The sequence below is a fragment of the Nitrospina sp. P1_D6 genome, assembly GCF_052156615.1.
Classification (GTDB): Bacteria; Nitrospinota; Nitrospinia; order Nitrospinales; family Nitrospinaceae; genus Nitrospina.
This window is the reverse complement of sequence record NZ_JBQKUN010000001.1, coordinates 115840-136009: the sequence shown is the minus strand read 5'-3', so window position 1 is coordinate 136009 and position 20170 is coordinate 115840. Positions and strand designations below refer to the sequence as shown.

The following is a 20170-nucleotide window of genomic DNA, read 5'->3' as shown; positions in this document are numbered from 1 at the left end:
TCAGGCCGAATAAGGCGGCAGAATGCCCTGATCGACACCCAATTGATCGAGGATGCGGGCGACCACGAAATCGACGATATCCTCAACCGATTTCGGGTTGTTATAAAATCCCGGATTGGCCGGGAGGATCAGTGCGCCTGCCTGGTCGAGCGCCAACATGTTTTTGAGGTGGATCGTGCTGAACGGCGCCTCCCTCGGCACCAGGATCAATTTCCCCTTTTCCTTCAACACCACATCCGCCGCGCGTTCCACCAGGCTGCTCGAGATCCCTGCGGCGATGCGCCCCACCGTACCCATGCTGGCGGGAACGATGACCATGCCGTCGGTTTTGAACGAACCGCTGGCAATGGATGTGTTGATCTTCGAATTCTTATAGACTGTCGCGTTTTCTTTTTTGAAATACGACGGCAAGAGGTCCAGTTCCAGTTTGAGTAGTTCCACCCCGCGCTCGGAAAGGACAACATGCAGTTCCGCCATCGGTTGCAGGACATCGAACAGTCGCTTGGCGTAACACACCCCGCTGGCGCCGGTAACGGCAATAATGAATCGCTTCATCGCGGTTCCCCGATACCGAGCAGATCATCCACCACAGTCACCACCTGACGGTGCACCGCCTCGACCGAACCATCACTGTCAATGCGGCGGATATGGGGTCCCTCGAAAGAGTCAAAAATAGCCTGCACTTTTTGAAGATAATCTTTTTTTTCAAAGGAACTGAATCCATCCCGACCTTTTGCGATGCGTTCAAAGCTGGAATCCAGTGAACCGGAAAAAATCAGAACCCGGTCGGGACGCGGAGCAAAAACTTCGTTGTCCGCACATATTTTTACCGGGTCAAACCCCAGCGCCCCCTGATAGGCGGCGGTGGAGTGATAATAACGGTCGATCACCACAACCTTGTTCGCGTCGAGTGCGGGCCGGATGTTCTGCTCCACATCTTCTTTGCGGTCATTCAAAAACCACTGCAATTCTTCTTCCGGGGTTGTGCCGCCCCGACCTTCCGTTAAAATTCTGCGGATTTTCTGCCCCCACGTTCCCTGCGTCGGTTCACGAAGGCGCACGACAGGCAGACCGCGCTGCTCAAGATAATCGGCCAGCAGGTTTCCCTGCGTGGTCTTACCCGTGCCGTCAATGCCCTCCAGCGCAATCAGATAACCCCGGTCCAACTCCATATCGTTCCCAGTATCCATAGGAAAATTCCGGTCCCGCAATGGCGTTTCCGGACAGTTGCTTTTGGCTTTTTTTTATTTCATAATTATTAAAAAAAGCCAATCCAAGCGGGCGGAACGCGTTTCCACCAAGCCGTTTTCTGCTCCAAGTCGGTCTTTAAACCTTATCATAGAACCATTTAGCGAAGGGCGGAAAATTGAAAAAATTCTGGGCCATCTTTGGGTGGATATGTCTCGGCATTTTCCTGCAATTCAAATTCAACATCCTGTACGGCATAGTCTTTCTCGAAAACCTGAATTTTCACGACCGTACGTATTTCGTCAAAATGAATTTGACCGATGTCGAAGGTCCCTTGAGTATTTTGAAAGTCGAGACCGTCGTCCACCATTCTCTGGGCAAGGACTACTTCGCCAACGTGTACATACCGGAAAACTACAAGGTCATCAACAAGGAGCCTTACCTGGGAACGGAAACCATACCTGGCTACGTCGCCTACTCCATGAATATGAAACGGAAATACCGGGATGTTCTGGCGAAGGAGGATTTCATCATCGCGCCCCAGTCGCCAGAGGGAACCATCGAATCGAAACCCGTCCTGATTCATTTCGAGAACATGAAACAGCGGCTTCACAAGGATGAAACGTTTCACCTGGCAACCGTCCAGGGAAACACCCAGCTGGAAGGGCCGGCCGTAGCCGAGGCGGTGTATCCACAGCAATTGGGAATGTGATCCGGCTTTTCCGGAAGCCATGAAAACCCAAACCAAAGATTATTACCAGATTCTGGGCGTCGCGGAAACCGCCTCGTCTGAAGAGATCAAAAAGGCCTACCGGAAGCTCGCGGTGGAAACTCACCCCGACAGAAATCCCAACGACCCGAAAGCCGAAGAACGGTTCAAAGACATTACGGAAGCTTACGGGGTCCTGATGGATCCCAAAAAACGCCAAGAGTACGATATGTTCCGCCGCCTGGGCGGTGGCCAGTCGGGTCAGCAATTCAACTATACCCAGCAGGAAATTTTCGAAAACATGTTCCGGCAGGCTTTCGGTCGCGACATGTTCAACAACCTGAACCGCGATTTTCAGCAGTCCGGGTTCCGCCACGGGACCGGTTTTTTCGAAACCATGCTGTTCACCGGCGCCGCAGGAACCCTGGCTCGCATGCTCCGCATGATTCCCGGTCCCATCGGCCGGATCGGAACCGGATTGTGGGTCCTGCAATCGGTCGGCACCGCTCTGTACACCATGAACCGCCGCCGAAAAGCGCAGGGCCAGGCGGAGGGGAGAGAGGACACCGGCCAGCCTGGCCTGTTCCAGAAGGTAAAGGGCCTGTTCGTCAAACCCGAGACCGACACTCACCAGAATGCGCTGAACCTCCATTTCAAAATCGCCATCCCTTCTGATGAAGCTCGGAAAGGCACGAAAAAGGAACTGACTTACAAGGTGGGCGAGAATACCGAGCACCTGATGGTAGCCATCCCGCCCGGCATTCAGCCAGGCGGCCGCCTCCGCATCCGCAATAAGGGCCGAAAACAGGGAGACCGCCGCGGGGATGTGATCCTGACCGTGGACGTCACGGCCTGACGGCCCTTTTTTGTTTATCGGGTGGCCTCACAGGCACATTAAAATCGTTGATGCAAGCCCGGCCTCAAATGCGGTATGCTTGTAAGCTCATGGTTTTAAATCCAATTTTAGCCATCGATCATTCAAACTTCTACCGATCCTCCAAATATCCGTGACCGATCCATTAATCAATTCACCCATCCGCTCACAATCGAATCTTCGTAGTAGAAACCGTTTCCTCCTTTTGGCGCTTGTATTGATATCCAGCCTGATCCTGTTGCCCACGCAAGGCTGGAGCCAGTTCAACTTCACCGTCCCCGTCGGAGTGGCCAAGGCGGTCAAGCGGTCCGTACGTGAGAAAATCGAACTTCCGGGCACGGTGTTTCCCTGGGCCACCACCCAGCTTTCGGCGGAAATCGACGGCCGCGTCGAGCGCATTTTATTCAATGAAGGGGACCGGGTGAAAAAAGGCGACCCGCTGGTGAAGTTGCGTATCCGGCCACTGCTTCTGGAACGGGAACTGGCTGTCGCCGAAAAGCGCCGCATCGAAACTTTTTTACAGGAATTGGAGACGGGAACGCGTCAGGAAACCATAGAGGCCGCGCAGCATGCGGTGCAACAGGCCAAGGCCCGGCTTACACTGGCGGAAAATGAATTGCGGCGAATTCAAAAGCTGTACCATGAAGGCGTCCTCAGTCTCGATGCCTATGACAAGGCCGCAGCGGAGGCCGACCAGGCGGCGGCGTTCCTGCAGGAAAAGAGTTCGGTGCTGGAAGAACTGGTCGCCGGACCGCGCATCGAACGCATCCAGCAGGAAAAAGCCAATTTGGAAGCTGCCAACGCGCGCATTCATTTGATCGAAGACAACATCCAGCAGGGCACCATTTATGCGCCATTCGATGGATACATCACAAAGAAACTCACCGAAGTCGGTCAGTGGCTGGAAAAGGGTGACCAGGCGGTTGCCATGATCGCTGCCAGTCCACTTAAGGTGGAAGTCAATATTCCGCAATTTCAATTCAACGAAATCCGGGTAGGCTCCGCCGCCGAAATCATTTTGGAAAACCGCGACACCAACGGCCAATCCCTCATTTTTTCGGGTAACGTCATTGAAAAAGTACCGCAGGGCGATCCGGTTTCCCGCACGTTTCCAATCCGGATCAAGGTTTCCAGAACCAATCCCACCCTCGCACCCGGCATGCTGGTGAAAGTCCGTTTCACCCCCGACCAGAAAGACCTTGAGAAACGCTTGTTTGTACCCAAGGACTCGATCGTGCGCACCCCCAAAGGGGCAAACGTCTGGGTGGTGCGGGAAAACGAAGAAAAGAAAATGATGGCTTACAAGGTGACGGTGAAAACGGGTAAACTGGTAGACAGCATGATTGCCGTGGAATTCATTGAAGGCAAAATCGAGCCCGGTGAATGGGTGGTGGTAGATGGTAACGAGCGTTTGAAACCCGACACCGAAGTCCGCATCATCAACAAACATCTCAATTGATGTGCCATGAAGCTGGTCGAACAATCCCTCAGATATGGTGTCACCGTGGCCGTGGGGGTGATCCTCATCCTCATGTTCGGCATCATGTCCCTCCTTCGCATCCCCGTCCAGCTGATTCCTGAAATCAGCGAACCGGAACTGAGCATCCGCACAACATGGCCCGGGGCCAGCCCGGAAGAAATCGAACGCGAGATCATAGACGAGCAGGAAACCCAGCTCAAATCCATCGTCGGGCTGGTGGAAATGGAAAGCACGGCGAAGACAGGCGTCGCGGAAGTCTACCTGACATTCCAGGTGGGCACGAACCTGCAAATGGCCCTCGTCCGTACCGCCAACGCCCTCGACCAGGTCGAGACCTACCCGGAAGACGTGGACCAGCCCATCATCAAGACCAGCAACATCTCCGACCGGCCCATCGGCTGGTTCGTTCTGCAACCCCTCCCCGGCAAGGAAAAAGAGATCAACGTTTACGATTACCGCGACTTCGCGGAGGACGTGATCCAGACCCGGTTCCAGCGCGTCCCCGGGATTTCCGACAGCGAGGTGTACGGCGGCAGTCCCCTCGAACTGCAGGTCGTCTTCGATCCTGAAGCACTGGCGGAGCGCGGCATCACCATCTTTCAATTGCGGGAGGAGCTGCGCAAAAAGAACCGCAATATCAGCGGCGGCGATTTCGATGAAGGCAAACGGCGTTACATCGTTCGAACCACGGGAGAATTCCAATCCGAGGAAGAAGTCGAGAACACCATCCTCACCCATGTCAATGGAACGCCTGTGTACGTGAAGGACGTGGCCGAGGTCCGGCTCGCGCATGACGAACTACGCGACTATGTGCGCCACAACGGCCTTCCGGGTATTTCGTTGAACGCACGCCGGGAGATCGGTTCCAACATCCTGCAGGTGATGGGGGAACTCAAGGCGGTGGTGAAGGACCTCAATGACAACGTGCTGAACCCGATGGGCATGCATCTGCACCAGACCGCGGACAAAACCGAGTACATTTCGCGTTCCATCGACATGGTCATGTTCAACCTGGTTGTGGGCGGTTCATTCGCAATCATCATCCTGCTCGTGTTCCTTCGCAGCTTTTTCAGCACCCTGGTGGTTGCTGTAGCCATTCCCATCAGCGTCATCGGTTCATTCCTGGTCGTCACCCTGATGGGCAAGACCATCAATGTCATCATGCTGGCCGGCATGGCCTTCGCCGTGGGCATGGTGGTGGACGCCTCGATCATCGTGCTCGAAAACATTTACCGTCACCGCCAGAAAGGCAAGGACACTTTCGATGCCGCGCACGATGGCGCGCGCGAGGTGTGGGGCGCGATCTTCGCCAGCACCCTCACAACCCTCGCGGTGTTCATCCCGATCCTGTTCATCGAAGAAGAAGTCGGGCAGTTGTTCCAGGACATCGCTGTCGCCATCAGCGCCGCCGTCACCCTGTCGATGATTGTCAGTATTCTTGTGATCCCGGCGCTGAGCCGCAAACTGCTCAATTTCGAAAATATTCATGCCCCGTCGAACAGCCGGTTCATCTCCTCATTCCGCAACCTGTTCGGCCTGGTGCCCCTGGCAACCCGGTTCAATGAAGGCGTGGTCCGCATTTTGCGCTTCATCTTTCAATCCAAAATGCGCCAGACCGTGGTGATCCTTGTCTTGACCGCTGTCCCGGCTTACCTCGCATGGATGATGTTGCCGAAAACCGAATACCTTCCGGAGGGCGACCAGAACGTCATCATCGGCATGATGATTCCGCCCCAAGGGTACAACATCCAGGAAATGACCCGCATCGGTAATGAAATGGAGCAAAACTACGCGCCATACTGGCAGGTCGAACCGGGAAGCCCGGAGGAAGCGAAACTGAAAGGTCCGGCCGTACGCAACTTTTTGTTCATCGGCAGCCGCGGCCGCCTGTTCACCGTAGTCAAGGCCAAGGACCCGGAACGCGCTAAAGACCTCATTCCCGTGCTCCGGGAAGAACTGAAAAAAGTTCCGGGCATGATCGCCGTTTCAAAACAACTTTCCTTATTTTCAAGCGCATTCACAGGGTCGCGCGGCATCGAGATGAACATCATGGGGCCGGACCTGGTACGCATCACGGAAATCGCACGCAACTCGTTTTTCAAGGTGCAGGAAATCATGCCTGACGCGCAGGTTCGACCCAATCCCGGCATCGAGTTGGGTCAACCGCAAATCCAGATTCGACCCCGCTGGAAACAGGCCGCGGAGATGGGCGTCGATGCATCCGAACTGGGTTACTCCGTGGCGGCCCTGGTGGATGGCGTGTTCGCTGACGAAGTTTACCTGGATGCCGACAAAGTGGCGACGCCCTACTTGCCGCGTGACGGAATCGACCTCATTCTCATGAGCCGGGACATGGAACTGCGCAAAACTCAGGACATCCCGAACCTCATCATCCGCACTCCCCTTGGGCAGGCGGTACCGCTGAGCAGCATCACCGACATGGTGGAGACCGTCAGCACCGAAACGATCCGCCACTTCGAGCGTCAGCGGGCAGTGACGCTGGAAATCACCCCGCCACTGACTATCGCGCTGGAGGATGCCATCGCCATGGTTAAAGAGAAAATCATCCAGCCTCTAAAGGATCAGGGAATCCTGACCGGTGGTTACGCCATTACGCTGACCGGAAACGCGGACAAGCTGGAGAAAACGCGGGAAGCGATGGGAGGCAACTTCATCCTGGCTCTGGTCATCACCTACCTGTTGCTTTCAGTCCTGTTCCAGCATTGGGGATTTCCGCTGATCATCATGCTCAGCGTACCGATGGCGGCGGTCGGCGGCGTGTTCGGCCTGTGGGCGCTCAACAAGTTCATCCTGCAACCCCTGGACGTTCTCACCATGCTGGGTTTCATCATCCTGATCGGCGTCGTGGTGAACAACGCCATCCTAATCATCTACCAGGCGCTGTTGCACATTCGTGAAGACGGCATGCACTATCGCGACGCCATCCTGGAAAGTGTGAGCAATCGCATCCGGCCGATCTTCATGAGCACGTTCACCAGCATCTTCGGGCTCATGCCGCTCGTCGTGTTTCCCGGCGCGGGCAGCGAAATTTACAGGGGTATCGGTGTCGTCATTTTGTCGGGCCTGTTTTTCAGTGCTCTGTTCACCCTGTTTCTCATACCCAGTCTCATGAATCTGAGTTCCAGCATCCGCCAGGGCGAGCCGCCGGAACCGATGGAGCCAGAAACCCGCGTGCGCCCGCAAAGCAGTCAGCCGTCGCCGCAACCCACACCCACCCGCATGTGATTTGAAACGCGTTATGGATCGAACCCAACTTGTTACCTACTGGCGTAACTTTTTCAGCGACCTCCTGGTCGGTACCTTTAAAAGCCTCTTCCTGTTCTCTATGGCCGGGATGTTCCTTGCCGGACTTGCTGGATGGGGACTGGACACGTGGCTCCTGGACCCGACCGGCTGGAGTATGGCCATCCAATGGCTGGTGTTGATCCTGACACTGGTCTGGTTGTTGCCCCTGGGCCTGTTTCATGGACTGGTGGCGAGCGCGCTTGCCACCGTCGGTAAAAAACTGAAGGAAGCGGTCAACGGGCTGCACGATCTTTTGGACATCCTGGTCAAGGGCGTCTTTTCCTATTACCCCAACCTCAGCAAAAACATCTCCAAAAAAGAGCTTGGTGAAAAGTTCGACCAGATCGGCCACAAGTTCCTGGAAGACCTCAAGCTCAAGGGCGGTCCCATCAGTTACATCAAGGGGCTCATCTTCCGAATCATTTTAAAGGCGCTGAAGTTTTTCTTTCTCGACGACATGATGGAGGAGATCAAGAAGAAACCCGGCGAGGAGGTGACGCGCGCCGACATCGAAAGCGCCGTGCGCCGTGTGGGGGTGGAGTTTCTGCTATCCACGATTCACGACAACATCATGATCCTGCAGGCGGCGAACGCCATCGTGATGCTGTTGCTGTTCGGGTTGCCGTTCGGAATTCTGGCTTTTTTCTGAGGGAGTGGAAAATCAGACAACCAGCGATGCCAGTCGTTCCTGGATGATTTCCTTGTCGTGGTAACCGAGGTATAGCAAACCGTCGGCCAGCGAGTAGTTGTGGGGGAAGGTCATCACCTCGCGGCTGATCTTCTGAACGATCTCCTGGTACAACTCGGTCGCCTGCTCCGGCGTCAACCCCTCACGCACCTTGTGGTTGAAACCGAGGGCGAGGTCGTGGTGTGGCGGGTTGGAAAGGCCGTACACCTTGAACGCTTCCGGATCCTTGGCGATGGGGGTGCCCTTCTCCAGGTCGAACTGCGACGCAATGCAGGAGAAACCCGGCGATTCCAGAATGCGCCGGTTGTCCATGACGAAGTTGACCGAATCCATCACCTCTTCCCGTGTTTCGGTAGGGAAGCCGACGAGGATGTAAAAATGCATTCCCATGCCGATGCGGATGCACTCTTCCACCGTCTGGTCGATGACTTCCTTCGGGCAACCTTTCTGCATGAAATCCAGCACGCGCTGGTTGTACGACTCCATGCCGAAGATCAGTTTGCGGCAACCGGATTTGTATAGCAATTCCAGCCGGTTGTCGCGCAATAAGCTCTTTTCGAACTTCAACTCTCCCGTCCACTGCACATCGACCTCTTCCTCCACCAGCTTCTGCGCGAAGGTACGCAGGAAATTGATCGGCAGGGCTTCGTCGGTGAAGAAGAAGTAGCGGCAGTTGTATTTTTCTTTCAGCTTCTTGAAGTCCTGCACCACCGTCTCCGCGTAGCGTACGTGGAAATCGATGTGGTCGAACGGAATCGAACAGAACGCACAGCGTTCCCAGTAACAGCCGCGCGAACCCATGACCGGCAGAACCCGCTCCGGGGAAAGGTACAGGTCGAACGGAAGGCCGTCGAAATCCGGCGTCGGCAAGGCGTTCAATTCCTCCTTGCCGAACGGGCGGTTGACCTGAACGGTGCCTTCCTTATCTTTATAAACCAGGTTGGGCACCTGGGTGAGGTCCTTGTCGCCGCGTAGCTGCTGAACCAGTTTCAACAGCGGCGTCTCGCCTTCGTGCACGATGAAGCTGTCGACGAAGTCGAATAGCGGCGATCCCTTTTCCAGCACGTCCACCAGCTTGGTGAAGATACTGCCGCCGACGGTGATGTGGATTTCCGGCCGCGCCTGCTTGACCAGGTACGCCAGCGTGAGCCCGGAGATCACCTGCTCGACGGAGGTGATGGAGATGCCGAAGATGTCGATGTCTTCTTTTATGATTCCCGGCAAATAGTGTTCGCGGTAAAGGTCGAGGAAGAAGTTTTCGTTCGGGTCCTGAAACGATTGCAGAATCTCCTCGGTGGAATACGGCGAGTAGCGAAGCTGACTGCCGATGACCGTCAACTGCGACGGGTAGTACGGAGCGAGGATGCTGTCCAGCCACACGTCGATGATCTTGAGCGACTCCATGTAGCGGTCGATTTCGTAGAACTCCTCACAACGCAGGGATGCCTTCGCCGCGTCGATCTGGTCGCAGAGCGCCGGGATGATTTCCTGCGCTTCCATCAGCTTTTCGTATTTTTCGCGTTCGAGGTCGGTGTGGTAGGGTTTGGAACCCAGCTCGCGCGCCTGTTTCAGGATGCGGTCGTAGAGCGGTTTTGTTTTTTCCCACGTGCACAGGTGGTCGAGCAGTTCGATGGCGAGGTCGCGCTGGACGACGTCATCGATGCCGTTGTGGTGCAGAAAACCCTTGAGCGCAGGCAGGCTCAGGTAGGGCTGGGAAGGATGCCATGACGATGGAAAAACCAGATAGATCATGTTTCAAACATTCCGTACCGCGGGCCGCAAAGCCGGGCGCGTTATTGCGGTTTGGGAGCCATGAAGACCAGCATCACCAGCCGCCGGTCGGTGTGGTTGACGACCCCGTGTTCTTCTCCCGAGGGGGCGAGGGTGATTTCATCCGCGGACATTTCCTTCTCCTCCGCGCCGACGGTCACCCGGCCCTTGCCTTCAAGGACATAGTATATCTTGTCCGAGCCCTCGTGCGCATGAACTTTTTGCGCCTGGCCCGGTTCCAGGCAATAGACATCACAGAAAAACCGATCCGTGTCGAACAGGCTGACCTTGCTCATCTTCTCAGCGTTGAAGGCCGCCTGGTCCCGAACCTTGAGAACTTTCATGCCCACCTCTTTTTCATTTTAAAAAGCCGGGGGGAAGGCCCCAAGCCCATTGAAATTGCGAAGTTTGGGGGATTCTACCACAGAACCCGGCGGCTTCAAGCAAAATTGTAGGAGCCATTCCGACACGGTCAGGCCGAGGGGGGATAATGTGTTGACTTATCTGGGGACATCCACTATTTTGAGACCACACTGCGGTCCCTCGAAGCTTCCGCGCAATGCGCGCAGTTTCCGGAGTAAGGGGGACTCGAACGGCCTCCCACCGGGACGGGCGGGGCCGGACACCGCACACAGAATCAAAAGGGTCGGGGCGTAGCGCAGCCTGGCTAGCGCACCTCAATGGGGTTGAGGGGGTCGGAGGTTCAAATCCTCTCGCCCCGACCAGTTTTTCATAAAAAGGTTACGGAATGGTCCGTAACCTTTTCTTGTTTCGTGAGGCTTTGCTTTTCAACCCCTTAATTCTTTTCGCCCGGCTGGCCATGTTATAGTGTCCGCCACATTTTGGTCGTCCTGTCCCCATTCTAACTGAAGCCTCATGTCTGCATCCGGTTCCACAAAAGTCATCGTCATCGCGCTGGGCGCCAACCTCGGCATCGCCGTCGCCAAGTTCGTCGGCGCGTCCATCTCCGGCAGTGCGGCCCTGCTTGCGGAAGGCATCCACAGCGTGGTCGATTGCACCAACCAGGTTTTGCTCCTGATCGGCGAAAAACGTTCGCGCAAACGACCAACGGCATCGCATCCCCTCGGTTACGGCCGCGAGTCGTTTTTCTGGTCGTTCGTGGTGGCGATCCTGCTGTTCTCGATGGGCGGGCTGTTCGCCATTTACGAAGGCGCGCACAAGATGGCGGACCCGCACGAGGTGACGAACCCCGGCCTGGCCGTCGGCATCCTGGTTTTCGGTATTCTGCTGGAGGGGTATTCCTTTCTGGCATGCATCAAGGAAGTGCGTAAGCGCGACCCCGGCATGCCTATCTGGCACTGGTACCGGCGCACCACGCGGGCGGGCTTGCTGGTGATTTTCACGGAAGACCTGGGGGCGCTGGTGGGATTGACGCTGGCGGCGGGGTGTATCGGTCTGTCGTGGGCGTTGCACGATCCCATGTGGGACGCACTGGGCTCGATTCTCATCGGCGCGTTGCTGGTGATCCTCGCGGTGGTGCTGTCGGTGGAGGTGAAGAGCCTGATCATCGGTGAGGCTCCCGCCAAGGATTACCGGCACGAGGTGGAGACCATCACCCGCGAATACCTGCCCGGCGCGAAAATCCTGAACTTCATTGCGCTCAAGACCGGCGACAACGAAGTGATGCTGAGCATCAAGATCCATCCCGGAAAGATTCAGAAAGTGACGGACCTGATCGAGGCATTCAACCAGATCGAGGACCGCATCGGCGAGCGGTTTCCGGAGATCAAGTGGAAGTTCCTGGAGCCGGACGACCGCGAGGACATTTACTAGAAACCGGGAACCGCGTGATTCCCCGCTCCCCTTCCCTCACTTTTCCTTTTTGTCCTCTATGCTTTTGGCGATCATGATGTCGGCGATCTCGTAGGCGTGTTCGGTGACGCGGGTGGGGTCCGCGCTCATTCCCTCCGATGCCAGCAGTCCCTGCATGGCCAGCCCCGCCAGCCAGTCCCGGCGGGAGATGCCGGTGGAAATGTAATTGAGGTCGCCTTCATCGTTTCCCGTCCGCAACAGGTTGTGCGGGTACACCGTTCCACCTTCGTTTGCTTTCATAGCCCTCTCCTGAATGTTCGGTAACGAGTCATCGGAACGCTCCCCTTTTGAGAGCGCACTCATAAAAAGGAATTCAAAAAGTCTTCGTCGTCGGTATCATCGCTCAGGTATTCCGGCAGTTTGGTGTTGGCGTCGTACTGCGCTGCCTTGATCTGCCCGATGCTGAGTCCCGACGCCTCGACCAGGTTGGTGCCTTTCAGGTTGGCCTGGTGGAACTCCACGTCTTCGTTGAACTGGCATCCCTGCAAGTCGGCGTTTTCCATGTTCGCCTGCATGAGCGAGGACTCCATCAGGTTGCATCCCTTGACCTGGGCGCCTTGCAACTGGGCTCCGTTCAGGTTCACCTCCTGCATGCGCGCCTGGTTGAGGTTGGCGTTTTCCAGATTGGCTCCGCTCAGGTTGGCGAACTGGAGCTTCGCGCCCTGCAGGTCGGCGTCCTTCAAGTTGGCCTTCGACAGATTGGTCCCGCGCAGGTCCGACTCAGAAAGATCCACTGCCTCGCCGGGATTGGCCTCCCGCCAGTTGTTCCAGCCTTCGACTCCTTTTTTGATCAAATCCACGTGTTGCTGATTGGCCATGTTCGTCAGTCCTCCGGATAAAACTTGAATTGCAACTCCATGCGGTGTAAAACCGCAAAGTGCAACGAAAATCGGTTTTGAAAATGCCCCAATCTTACCAGAAAACGGTTCGCCCTCCGTATCAAATCGAACCGGACCCCTGGCGAATGGAGCACTGTAAACAACGGAGCGAACCATGTCCGAAATCAAGCAAATGACCGTTCAGCAACTGCAAGACCTGCTTGAGGAAGGGTCGTCGGTCAACGTGCTCGACATCCGCGATGAAGCCTCGTTCGATGCCGGGCACGTGCCGAATGCCGTCCCCTTGAGCCGAACGCCGGTGGAGCAGTGTCTGGAAAAATTCGAAAAAGACAAAACCCTTGTGGTCTGCTGTTACCACGGTATTTCCAGTATCGAGGCCGCCATGTTTTTCAGTCAACAGGGGTTTCAGGACGTGCACAGCCTGATGGGCGGTTACGAAGCCTGGGCCCGGTCCTGCAACTGGGAAGACTGACCCCGCCGCGTCTACTGTCCTATCGGCAGGGTCAATAGCGGCGCCGAAGACGGAACCTTGCCCGCCTGCAATGAGAATATCTGCGAAAGCAGGGAGAACGTCGATTTTGAATTGAGGTCGGAATCGTCGATGTAAAACCAGGTGCCGCGGTGCAGTATGGCCACCGCAAACGCATTTGGATCGAAGTCCTCCCCATGGCGCACCCGCAGGAGCGTACCCGTCAACCTCTGCCAGTCGAAGCGGCTTCCATCGTCATTGTAGGTCACGGTCACCTTGCCCTCATCGACGTGGTCGGGCGGCACCTCCACCCCCTGTGACAGGTAATACATCACGCCCAGCAAAGACCGCGTCTGCACCCGGATGTACCGGGGATCGTCCACCGCGGTCAGGTAATAACGTCCCTGTACCGGGTTCACCTCCAAAAGCTCGGCCAGCAGGCGGGCGTCTTCCGTTTCCTGAGCGTCCTGATCCAGCTTGATGATGATCATTGGAACATCGTTTTCCTCGATGTACTGCAATTCCATCATGTCGTTCTTCTGGAAAGTACGCAGGATGGACACCACCCGTGTGAACATCTCGAATTCCGGTGCGCGGCCGGGCGTGGGTCCGGAAGCGCCGGGCGCGTTTTTAATCCGGTTCATGCGTTGGAAACAGAGGCGGAACAGGCGGTCCACCCGCCAGCCGGAATGGTACAAAAGGGTGATGGTCTGCATGGTGATGGGCGAGAGCACCCGTTGTATGAACTTGTCCCCCTGTAAAGGGGAGTAGGTGATGGTGGGCTTTTCCTGCATCTGCGCCCCCGCGCCGAATCCAAAGGTGGAAAGGCCCGCTTCCGGCACTGACGCACTGGCGTTGGCGCTGGTAGTCAGTGTGAATTGCGCCGCCACACTGCTCACTTCAAGGAAATAAGGGGTATCGCGGTACTTCAGGCGGACCAGGTTCAGCAATAATTGCTGGTCGTTGGTGCGCTGGATGGCGACATTGTAATTGGACCGCTCGCCTTCAATGCGGTTCGCACCCAGGTTGGCGCAGGCGGTAAGCATGGACACCAGAAAGGTTGTTAGAATCAGGGTGCAAAACTGCTTGAAGGGTTTCGGGCTGGACGCAGACGGCATGCGAAAAATAAACCCCTCTCTCGAAAAATTCAGAACGGGATCATACGGGGAAATCCGGAGACTGTCAAACCGGGGGCGACCCGGTTGGCGGATTCTCGCCCGGGTCCAGTTGGATGGTCTGCGTGGGAAAGGCAAACTCAATGCCTTCCGCCTGAAATTTTCGGCACAGCGCCAGATTGATGGCCTGCTGGGTGTCCATTTTGAATTCGAAATCCCCTCTCAACAACCAGTACACGATTTCAAAATCCAGCGAGTACGGCCCGAATTGCTTGAAATGAATGCGGTCCACCCGTGTGTCCGGCTGCGCCTCGATGATTTCCCGGATCATTCCCGGAATGCGCTCCAGTTTGTCTGCCGTGGTGTCGTAGGTGACACCGATCAAAAACAACTGCCGGCGTTCCGGAATCTTTCGAAAGTTACGAATCCGGCTGTCCAGCAGGTCGGAATTGGGAATCACCAGCCGCTCCCCGTCAATGCTCTTGAGCTGGGTGGACTTGAGCCCGATGTGCTGGACCGTGCCCATGTCCGTTCCGGCGATGATGAAGTCGCCGATGACGAACGGCTTGTCCATGACGATGGTGAGCGAGGCAAACAGGTCGCCCAGGATTTTCTGCACGGCCAGTGCGATGGCGATGCCGCCGATACCCAGCCCGGCAACCAGGGCCGCGATATCCACCCCGACGTTTTCCAGCGCGACCAGCGCCAGCACCACATAAAATCCGAGAAGGATGATGAACTTGATCACCCCGAGGGCTGTGGCAAAGGATGCGTCTTTATCCTTCTTTTTTTCGTACGCCTGTTCCGCCCAGAGCAGGATGGCATTATGCCCCCACACCCCCACCAGAACGAGACCCAGCAGAAACGAGGTCTGCGTCCACTGATCAGCCAGATCATCCGGGATGGGCCATTTTTGGCTTCCGACATAGAGCGCGATCACAAGCAGGAAGAGCCAGTGGGTTTTATCCGAAAGGCGTTTGACCAGGCGGTCACCCAGTGCCTTGGTCCTTTGGTACCTGTTTTTAAAAATGCTCCGCAGGCGGCCCCGTACAAACAGCAGCAGGATAAATGTCAGAAGGGCCCAGAACCCGCCTTCCACCCAGACCGGTCCCGAGTTTTGGCTCATCCATTCACGCAGGATCTCCATAACCCATTCACCTCATTGAATTAATAAATTCAACCATCAAAAATACCTGAATAGCGTTACAATAGGTTTCAAATTCTTGGAACGGGTGCATTGGAAGCTTTTGCCCAAAATATCACTTTTTCGGGGAACGTCCAATGAAAGTAGCGGTCATTTACAACAAAAACCAGTCGGAAGTCATCAATGTCTTCGGTGCCCAGAACCGTGAAATTTACAACCCCAAAACTGTGGAACGGGTTGCGAGTTCTCTTGAAAAAGGCGGACACAACGTCCGTGTCATCGACGGTAACATTCATCTCATTGAAAAGCTCAATGAATTCATGCCCAAGGTGATGCACGGCGAGCAACCCGGCATGGTGTTCAACATGGCATACGGCATACAGGGGGTCAGCCGCTACACCCACGTCCCTGCCCTGCTGGAAATGGTGGGCATCCCTTACGTCGGATCCAGTCCGGCGGGACACGGCATCGCCCTGGACAAGATCACATCCAAGGTTTTGTTTCAGGCCAACGGCGTGGCAACCCCACGCTACTGGTCCTTCTTCAGTGAAGACCAGATACCGGGAGACATCCCCTTCCCCGTCATCGTCAAACCCAAAATGGAAGCGGTGTCGATGGGTATCGAGGTGGTCCACGACATCGAACGCCTGCGAGAAACGGTCAAAACCCTGGTCAAGGAATACAGCCAGCAGGTGCTGGTGGAGGAATTCATTCCGGGACGCGAGTTTGCCGTCGGGCTGCTTGGTAACGGCGACCCGGAAGTCCTGCCCATCGTCGAATTCGATATGGAAGGCGATCCCAACGCCATCCAGACCTACGACGAGAAAATGAAAAAGCCGAAGGAAAAAGTGTGCCCCGCCAAGGTGGACGACGCCACCGCCGAGAAGATGGGCGAACTCACGAAAGCGGCCTCCCGCGCTCTAGGCCTGTACGATTTCTGCCGCGCGGATTTTCGCATGGACGACAAAGGCAACCTGTACGTACTGGAGCTGAACTCAATGGCCAGCCTCGGGCTCACCGGGTCTTATGTCCATGCCGCCAAGGTCGCGGGTTACACTTACGAAACCCTCATCAACCGCATGCTTGATGTCGCCGTGGAGCGGTATTTTGGAGAAAAGGACATAAATGAAGTTCCTGAAAAGGAATCTTTCTTTAAAAGTCTTTTAAAGAGCCAGACCACTTCATTGCCGGTACGCCTGCGCAGTCACCTTCGCGGCCACGTGAGCACCATGGAAGACTTCCTTGCGCACATGGTCGAAATCAATTCCTACGCCCGCAACCTGGACGGAGTCAATTCCCTTGGTAAGTGGGTGTCCAACCATCTGGGCCGCATGGGACTCCAGCGTGAAGTGCACACCAAGGCGGAGTTCGGCAACGTTTTATACTTTTCCAATCACACCGGGGAAGAAAACGACGTTTTGTTGATCGGCCAGCTGGACAACCCCATTCCAAGCCAGGATTTCGTTGCCTACCAGGAAGAACGCGGCAAACTTTACGGTTCCGGCGTCTACTACGGCAAAGGAGGACTCGCCATCCTTCTCGGCGCCCTGCAGGCCTTACGCTACACGCGGTCGCTTAAAAAGGTGAAATGCGGCATCCTGCTGATCTCCGACGAAACCGCCGGCGGGCGCACTTCCAAAAGTCTCATCGGAGACCTGTCCAACAAATCGAAATATGTGATTGGTTTACAGGGAGCGGGGCTTTCCGGTCAGGCAACCACATCGTTCTCGGGTGTCATGAAATACAACGTGGAGATCAAGTACGCTCCGGGAAAATTATCCAAGACCAAAGGGGAACAGACCGACCTGATCTCATTCCTCACACAGAAGATCAACGCTCTTCGCAAGATGACCACGAAGGACGAGGATGTGTCTGTTGCCATCACTTCGATCAATACCCAGGGACTCGATGAAGCGACCCCGGATTTTGCCAATCTCAATTTCCGCATCCGTTTCCGGTCGCCCGACCTCAGCCAGCAACTCAAGGACCAGATTTACAAAACTTTCGAAGTCAGCGCCACCAGTCCCATCAAAGTCAATATCTCGCGCACGCTTTTGCGTCTGCCCTTGATGGAATCGGAAGCGACTTCCAGCTTTTACGAGCAGGTCAGCAAAGTCGCCAAGAATCTGGAAATTCGATTGCAGAAGGAGCACGGCACCTCTTCCACATCCCTCTGTCACGTTCCACCGGACAAACCGGTTCTGGGCAATATGGGACCGATCTCCGGAGGCATGGGCACGCGAAACGAATACGTCGTACGAGACAGCCTGCTCGACCGGTCCATCCTCCTCGCATACCTGATCTACCTTTCCGCGAATGACTTCAAGGAATGAAACTCGACCGCATCGAAACACGATTTGAGGCCCGGGCAGACGGTAAAAGCGCCATCGCCAGGAAAGGCATGGTGGCAACGGCATTTCCGGACGCGACGCAGGCCGGGGTGGACATGCTGGGGGCCGGCGGCAACGCGGTGGACGCGGCAGTGGCCTCCGCACTCGCATTGGGTGTTTGCGAACCGCAAGGAAGCGGCATTGGCGGGCAGTCCTCGGGCATACTGCACCTGAATGGCAAGGTCATCTATGTCGATGGTTCCAGCCGCGCGCCGTCGCTCGCCCACATCGACCATTTCAAGGACGACAACCTGCTGGTCGGCCACCGCGCCACCACGGTGCCCAGTACCGTTGCTTTCCTCGGCTATCTCAATTTCCGCTACGGACGCCTGAGCTGGCGACAGGTGTGCGCACCCGCCATCCGAATCGCCCGCCAGGGATACCGCATCACCCCCCTTCAAAGCCAGCTTCAGGGACGGGAACTGGAAACGTTTCAAAAACCGGTCTGCGAATGGGGAGCCAAGTATTTTTTGAAAGATGGAAAGACTCCCTATGTTCCCGGGGAAATGTTTGTGCAGAATGACCTGGCCAACCTGCTCGAGCACCTGGCGTACAACGGACCCAAATCGTTTTACCAGGGAGAGATTGCGGAACAGATCGATGCCGATATGCGCGCCTTCGACGGGTTTCTGCGCAAAGAGGACCTCGCATACATTCCGTGGCCCGTGGAGAGAAAACCCCTCAAACGCAGGTATCGCAAAACTCAGATTTTCACCTGTCCGCCGCCAACCTCCGGCCGCACCCTGCTCTTGACGCTGCAGATGCTCAACAACCTGCCGTCCAAGTTCCTGCGGGACCGCTCCCCGGAATCATTCCATTTCATTGCAGAAACATTCCGCAAGGCGTTGATGAACCACAAAGAACGGCCGTACGATCCGAACATCTACCCGCAACTGCCGGACGACAAGAGCATACTCAGTAAAGACTACGCTCATCGTTTGTCTTCCACCATCCGCAACGTCATCGACCCCAGCCTGCCTTTGGCCGAGCCGTACGAAACCGGGCAGGACACGACGCACCTCTCTGCCATGGATGCGGATGGAAACGCCGTGGGCATCACGCAATCGATCGAGCGCGTTTATGGTTGCCACTCGGCGGCGAAGGGACTGGGTTTTCTTTACAACAATTACATGAGCGCTCTGGAAGTTCATGATCCCAGCCACCCGTATTACCTGCGGCCCGGTGCGGTGCCGTGGAGCAGCATTGCGCCGGTGATCGTCTTTTACAAAAAACAACCGTGGATGGTGGCGGGCAGTCCGGGAAGCGACCGCATCTTCTCCACCATGAGCCAGTTCCTCACTCACATCATTGACGGAAACCTGCCCATCGACCAGGCCATGATCCGCCCGCGCATGCACTGCACTCTGGGCGGCACACTCAGTTACGAAACCGAGCGCTTTCCCTCCAAGGTCGTCAAGTATCTCAAGAAAGCCGGCTACAAAATGGCACCCAAAGATCCTTACGCATTTTATCTGGGCGCGGTGCACGCGGTGGTCAAAATGCAGACGTGCGATGCGTTCCAGGGTGTTGCCGAAATCCGCCGCGACGGTAGCGCCGCGGGCATTGACTGATCTTATGGATACCCTGCCCTGCCTGATCACCGTTCCCCACGGCGGCACCAGCGTCCCTGATTTTCTTGCAGGCCGCTTCATCCTTTCTACCAAAGACCTGTTCGACGACATCGATGCCTGCACCCGCGACATCTATGCGTTGTCCGAACGGGTGAGCGTTTGGAAAGACACGGACATCGCACGGCCGGTAGTTGACCTCAACCGCGATGCAGACGACCGTCCACCTGCCAATCCGGATGGCGTCGTCAAAACCCACACCTGCTTTGGTGTCCCGGTATACGATCCCGCACAGCCTCTGGACGACGCGCTGGCCGAAAATTTGATCGCAACATTCCATCGGCCGTTTCACGGATTCATTGAAGACACGTTGAAAACGCAAAAGAATTTATGCATCGCTTTCGATTGCCATACCATGTCGGAGTTTGCGCCCCCCATTTCACCCGATGCGGGCAAACCGCGCCCGACCTTCTGTCTCGGCAACCGGTTTGGCGAGACCTGCCCGGACGCCATTGCCAACGTGCTGGCGGATTGTTTGAGGAAGGTATTCCAGCTGCCAGCCACGGAAGTCACCTTGAACCAGCCGTTCGCCGGAGGGTACATCACCCGCACCTACGGCAATCGGCCGATTCCCTGGATTCAGATTGAGATGAACCGCAAGCTGTACCTGAAAGAACCGTGGTTTGATGAGAAAAATTTATCAGTCGATCCGGCAAGGCTTCAGTTTCTGCGAAATGGCATGGGCGAGGCACTGCGGCTGTTTTTCGAAACCTGCGACGCGTTGAGATAAATTGAAG

General features: G+C 56.0%; 18 protein-coding genes and 1 tRNA gene. 11 read left to right on the top strand and 8 right to left on the bottom strand.

Annotation, left to right across the window (positions count from 1 at the left end; genetic code table 11):
- Together ACTRXA_RS00590 and tmk are read right to left on the bottom strand one after the other, a co-directional pair.
- Positions 1–555, bottom strand: a complete 555-nt coding sequence (locus ACTRXA_RS00590; protein WP_442425265.1) for a UbiX family flavin prenyltransferase — start codon at positions 553–555, stop codon at positions 1–3.
- Entirely contained in the window at positions 552–1190 is a 639-nt protein-coding gene (gene tmk, locus ACTRXA_RS00585) for a dTMP kinase (RefSeq protein WP_442425264.1), read from the bottom strand. The genes ACTRXA_RS00590 and tmk overlap by 4 nt, the downstream gene beginning before the upstream one ends.
- A gap of 176 nt (positions 1191–1366) precedes the next feature.
- Here tmk and ACTRXA_RS00580 point away from each other — a divergent pair, with 176 nt between their 5' ends.
- The 5 genes from ACTRXA_RS00580 to ACTRXA_RS00560 all read left to right on the top strand — a co-directional run bounded on the left by ACTRXA_RS00580 (position 1367) and on the right by ACTRXA_RS00560 (position 8206).
- On the top strand, positions 1367–1900 hold the full coding sequence (locus tag ACTRXA_RS00580; RefSeq protein WP_442425263.1) for a hypothetical protein: 534 nt from the start codon (positions 1367–1369) through the stop codon (positions 1898–1900).
- A gap of 19 nt (positions 1901–1919) precedes the next feature.
- Complete coding sequence (locus ACTRXA_RS00575; RefSeq protein ID WP_442425262.1) at positions 1920–2753, top strand: DnaJ domain-containing protein; 834 nt, start codon at positions 1920–1922, stop codon at positions 2751–2753.
- 151 nt (positions 2754–2904) lie between these two features.
- Entirely contained in the window at positions 2905–4230 is a 1326-nt protein-coding gene (locus ACTRXA_RS00570) for an efflux RND transporter periplasmic adaptor subunit (RefSeq protein WP_442425261.1), read from the top strand.
- A gap of 6 nt (positions 4231–4236) precedes the next feature.
- Entirely contained in the window at positions 4237–7497 is a 3261-nt protein-coding gene (locus ACTRXA_RS00565; RefSeq protein ID WP_442425260.1) for an efflux RND transporter permease subunit, read from the top strand.
- Positions 7498–7510: 13 nt separating this feature from the next.
- Positions 7511–8206 (top strand): hypothetical protein, encoded by a 696-nt coding sequence (locus ACTRXA_RS00560; RefSeq protein ID WP_442425259.1) that lies wholly within the window; start codon positions 7511–7513, stop codon positions 8204–8206.
- Between the two features lie 12 nt (positions 8207–8218).
- On the opposite strand, the gene ACTRXA_RS00555 is transcribed toward ACTRXA_RS00560, so the two are convergent.
- Both ACTRXA_RS00555 and ACTRXA_RS00550 read right to left on the bottom strand, forming a co-directional pair.
- The gene (locus ACTRXA_RS00555; RefSeq protein WP_442425258.1) at positions 8219–9997 is read right to left on the bottom strand and encodes a B12-binding domain-containing radical SAM protein; all 1779 of its coding nucleotides are present in this window, start codon (positions 9995–9997) and stop codon (positions 8219–8221) included.
- A gap of 41 nt (positions 9998–10038) precedes the next feature.
- On the bottom strand, positions 10039–10359 hold the full coding sequence (locus ACTRXA_RS00550) for a cupin domain-containing protein (protein WP_442425257.1): 321 nt from the start codon (positions 10357–10359) through the stop codon (positions 10039–10041).
- A gap of 303 nt (positions 10360–10662) precedes the next feature.
- On the opposite strand from ACTRXA_RS00550, the gene ACTRXA_RS00545 reads away from it, so the two are divergent.
- Both ACTRXA_RS00545 and ACTRXA_RS00540 read left to right on the top strand, forming a co-directional pair.
- Positions 10663–10740: transfer RNA gene (locus ACTRXA_RS00545), tRNA-Pro, on the top strand.
- Positions 10741–10891: 151 nt separating this feature from the next.
- Positions 10892–11809: a cation diffusion facilitator family transporter gene (locus ACTRXA_RS00540; protein ID WP_442425256.1), complete on the top strand. Its 918-nt coding sequence runs from the start codon at positions 10892–10894 to the stop codon at positions 11807–11809.
- A gap of 36 nt (positions 11810–11845) precedes the next feature.
- On the opposite strand, the gene ACTRXA_RS00535 is transcribed toward ACTRXA_RS00540, so the two are convergent.
- Together ACTRXA_RS00535 and ACTRXA_RS00530 are read right to left on the bottom strand one after the other, a co-directional pair.
- Positions 11846–12088, bottom strand: coding sequence for a hypothetical protein (locus ACTRXA_RS00535; RefSeq protein ID WP_442425255.1), 243 nt, complete (start codon positions 12086–12088; stop codon positions 11846–11848).
- Positions 12089–12147: 59 nt separating this feature from the next.
- Positions 12148–12666: a pentapeptide repeat-containing protein gene (locus tag ACTRXA_RS00530; protein ID WP_442425254.1), complete on the bottom strand. Its 519-nt coding sequence runs from the start codon at positions 12664–12666 to the stop codon at positions 12148–12150.
- Between the two features lie 175 nt (positions 12667–12841).
- Between ACTRXA_RS00530 and ACTRXA_RS00525 the strand changes: the two genes are divergently transcribed.
- Positions 12842–13159, top strand: coding sequence for a rhodanese-like domain-containing protein (locus tag ACTRXA_RS00525; RefSeq protein ID WP_442425253.1), 318 nt, complete (start codon positions 12842–12844; stop codon positions 13157–13159).
- Between the two features lie 11 nt (positions 13160–13170).
- On the opposite strand, the gene ACTRXA_RS00520 is transcribed toward ACTRXA_RS00525, so the two are convergent.
- Together ACTRXA_RS00520 and ACTRXA_RS00515 are read right to left on the bottom strand one after the other, a co-directional pair.
- Positions 13171–14274 (bottom strand): hypothetical protein, encoded by a 1104-nt coding sequence (locus ACTRXA_RS00520; protein ID WP_442425252.1) that lies wholly within the window; start codon positions 14272–14274, stop codon positions 13171–13173.
- A gap of 64 nt (positions 14275–14338) precedes the next feature.
- Entirely contained in the window at positions 14339–15397 is a 1059-nt protein-coding gene (locus ACTRXA_RS00515; RefSeq protein WP_442425251.1) for a mechanosensitive ion channel family protein, read from the bottom strand.
- 155 nt (positions 15398–15552) lie between these two features.
- On the opposite strand from ACTRXA_RS00515, the gene ACTRXA_RS00510 reads away from it, so the two are divergent.
- Genes ACTRXA_RS00510 through ACTRXA_RS00500 form a run of 3 tightly spaced genes read left to right on the top strand, consistent with a single transcriptional unit; the run spans position 15553 to position 20163 of the window.
- Positions 15553–17748 carry a M20/M25/M40 family metallo-hydrolase gene (locus ACTRXA_RS00510; protein WP_442425250.1) on the top strand — a complete coding sequence of 732 codons (2196 nt, stop codon included), beginning with the start codon at positions 15553–15555 and terminating at the stop codon, positions 17746–17748.
- A complete protein-coding gene (locus tag ACTRXA_RS00505; protein ID WP_442425249.1) occupies positions 17745–19376 on the top strand; it encodes a gamma-glutamyltransferase family protein in 1632 nt (543 codons plus the stop codon). Before ACTRXA_RS00510 ends, ACTRXA_RS00505 begins: the two co-directional genes overlap by 4 nt.
- Positions 19377–19380: 4 nt before the next feature.
- On the top strand, positions 19381–20163 hold the full coding sequence (locus ACTRXA_RS00500; RefSeq protein ID WP_442425248.1) for an N-formylglutamate amidohydrolase: 783 nt from the start codon (positions 19381–19383) through the stop codon (positions 20161–20163).
- Positions 20164–20170 lie beyond the last annotated feature (7 nt).